The sequence below is a fragment of the Hymenobacter agri genome, from assembly GCF_054778495.1.
The window spans coordinates 1-2,315 of sequence record NZ_BAAGZM010000645.1; the positions used below are offsets into that span (position 1 = coordinate 1).

The 2,315-nt window shown below is 63.9% G+C and carries 2 protein-coding genes; one reads left to right on the top strand and one right to left on the bottom strand.

Annotated elements, in window-relative coordinates:
• Positions 1-124 precede the first annotated feature (124 nt).
• On the bottom strand, positions 125-892 hold the full coding sequence (locus ACYVDE_RS20545; RefSeq protein ID WP_460503405.1) for a LytR/AlgR family response regulator transcription factor: 768 nt from the start codon (positions 890-892) through the stop codon (positions 125-127).
• A 181-nt stretch (positions 893-1,073) separates the two neighbouring features.
• Between ACYVDE_RS20545 and ACYVDE_RS20550 the strand changes: the two genes are divergently transcribed.
• Complete coding sequence (locus ACYVDE_RS20550) at positions 1,074-2,045, top strand: hypothetical protein (protein ID WP_460503406.1); 972 nt, start codon at positions 1,074-1,076, stop codon at positions 2,043-2,045.
• The last annotated feature ends 270 nt before the right edge of the window (positions 2,046-2,315 follow it).

Consider the following 2,315-nt stretch of genomic DNA (forward strand, 5'->3'; position numbering starts at 1 on the left):
CCAACGGCGGCCAGCAGCGGGTGGCCAGCTCCTGGCCGGTGCGCAGCAGTACGTTCACGCTGGTGCTGCCTGCGGCCGCAGTACCAGCCGCAACGGTGGCGCAGCAGCTCGAAAACATGCCCGGCTAATCGGGCTTGACGGGGGGGGAATGACGGCTGACCAGGCGCTGCTGCACCACCTGGGCCAGCACGGCCTCGCGGTACGTAGTGCCCAGGGGCACTTCGACTTTGCCAATGCGAACCTCCTGGTTGGTGACGGCGGCAATGTGCCGGGCATTCACCAGAAACGAGCGGTGGGTGCGCACGAAGAAGGCGGGCGGCAGCTGCGCTTCCATGTGCTTCAAGCTTACCAGGGTGATGTGCACCGTGCCGTCGAGCAGGTGCACCTTCACAAAATCGCGCATGGCTTCGATGTACGCCACCTCGGCGTAGTGCAGCTTCAGGTACTGAAACTCGGTGCGGATGAAGAAGGTATCGGCCTCTGCCGCCGGGCCGGGCGGCGCTTCGGCGTGCAACGTGCGGGCCCGCAGCAGCAACAGCGCCTTGTCGATGGCGCGCAGAAACCGGTCGAACCGCAGGGGCTTCACCAGAAAATCAACCGCGTCGAGGTCGTAGGAAGGAAGAGCGTATTCGGGGTGCGACGTCATAAAAATGACCAGGGGCGGCTGGCGCAGCGCCCGCACCAGTTCCAGGCCGCTGAGTTGGGGCATTTCGATGTCGGCAATCAGCAAATCGACGGGCTCGCGGGCCAGGTATTCGAAGGCGGGCAGCGGGGCATCGAAGGTGCCGGCCAGCGCCAGCGACGGCACCCGGGCCACGAACGACGCCGCGAGGTCGCGCACCAGCAGGTCGTCGTCAAGCACTAAGCAGCGGCAGGGAATGGGGGCAGACATGGGACGAAAAGAATGGCCGGGCGGGTTGGTCGACGTAAACCACCACTCATCGATTTACCGGCGGGGTTGCTCGACTTTCCCATTCTGCAAGGTAAGCGGCCGGTAGATTTCGGCCAATCAACTGCCCACGCGGGGCGGGTAGCCCGCGGCTGTTTCCATCTGGTTACTTTTCTCAATTCGTATGAAAAAAATGGTACTCTGCTCGCTGCTGACGGGCTTGCTCCTAGGCGGCTGCGGTAAAAAAGAAAGCGTCACGCCCGCCGACCCTACTACCGGCTCGGCAGCGTGGACGGGCACGCTGGTGCACGACTACGCCGGCGATTTGAAGCAGTACACGTTTGCCGACAAGGCCGATGTGCGCTTCGCGGCGGGCTACGAGCCCACCCGCCTGGCCGATGGCTCGACGCTGTACATCAACAAGGCCTACAGCGGCAGCCGGCTGGAAGTCATCAACGCGGCGGGCAACCAGATTCGGGTCGTGTTCGATTCGAAGGTGTCCTCGTCCATCCTTGGCCCCCGCGTGTCGCCCGACGGCACCAAAATCGCCTTCACTTACATCGGTTATTATTTCCAAGCCCCCATCACATTCGGCTACGGCACGGTGGTGGTCGATATGAGCGGCAACTACGTGGCGGGCATTGCCAACTACTTCAGCCCGAGCTGGCTGCCCGACGGCCGCCTGCTGCTGGCCGGCGACTACGATTCGGGCATCAGCCACTCGGCGCCGACCACACCCAGCGCCAAGGCCGGACTGTACCTGGCCACCCTGGCCGGCGGCACCATCACGCCCACCCGGCTGGCGGGGGTGTCCACCAATCCTACGCCCATCCTGCCCTCGGCGAGCCCCGACGGCAGCCGCATTGCCTTCGTGCAAAACAATCACCTGTGGCTGGTGAACCCCGACGGGAGCGGCTTGCGCCAGCTCACCAATGCCAGCAACAGCCAGGAGGGCCCGGCTACGTGGTCGCCCGACGGCAAATACGTGGCGACGTGGTGCTATAAAACGTTTGAAATCACCTACTACTCGGCCATTGCCGTGGTGCCCACCACCGGCACCACGCCGGTGATGCTGGAAAACGACGCCGACGTGTGGCCGCGCCGCCCCGACGGCGGCCGCATCAGCGGCGGCTGGGGCCTGATGTCGTGGCGCTAGCCGGCACGGCACCTGTTAGGTTGGCACGGGCACTGGTGGTTGCAGTCAAAATTCGGTTATCAGCATTTTTAATTTGAAAAATATGAGACCCCAATTGCAAACCTGTTTCGCTGTTGTGCTTCCTCGGCTGGTTTTGCCTGGCTTGCTGATGTTGCTAGGACTGGGTGCCGGGCCGGCGGCGGCCAAGTTCTGCCAGCAAGGGCCTTCGGGCAGCTACCTGCTGCGCAAAGCTGACGCCTTGGCCGCCGCTGGTCAGCTCGACGCCGCCGC

Excerpts from the sequence above, each read along its gene's own strand:
- ACYVDE_RS20550 (WP_460503406.1), top strand. The coding sequence starts at position 1,074 with ATGAAAAAAATGGTACTCTGCTCGCTGCTGACGGGCTTGCTCCTAGGC.
- ACYVDE_RS20545 (WP_460503405.1), bottom strand. The coding sequence starts at position 892 with ATGTCTGCCCCCATTCCCTGCCGCTGCTTAGTGCTTGACGACGACCTG.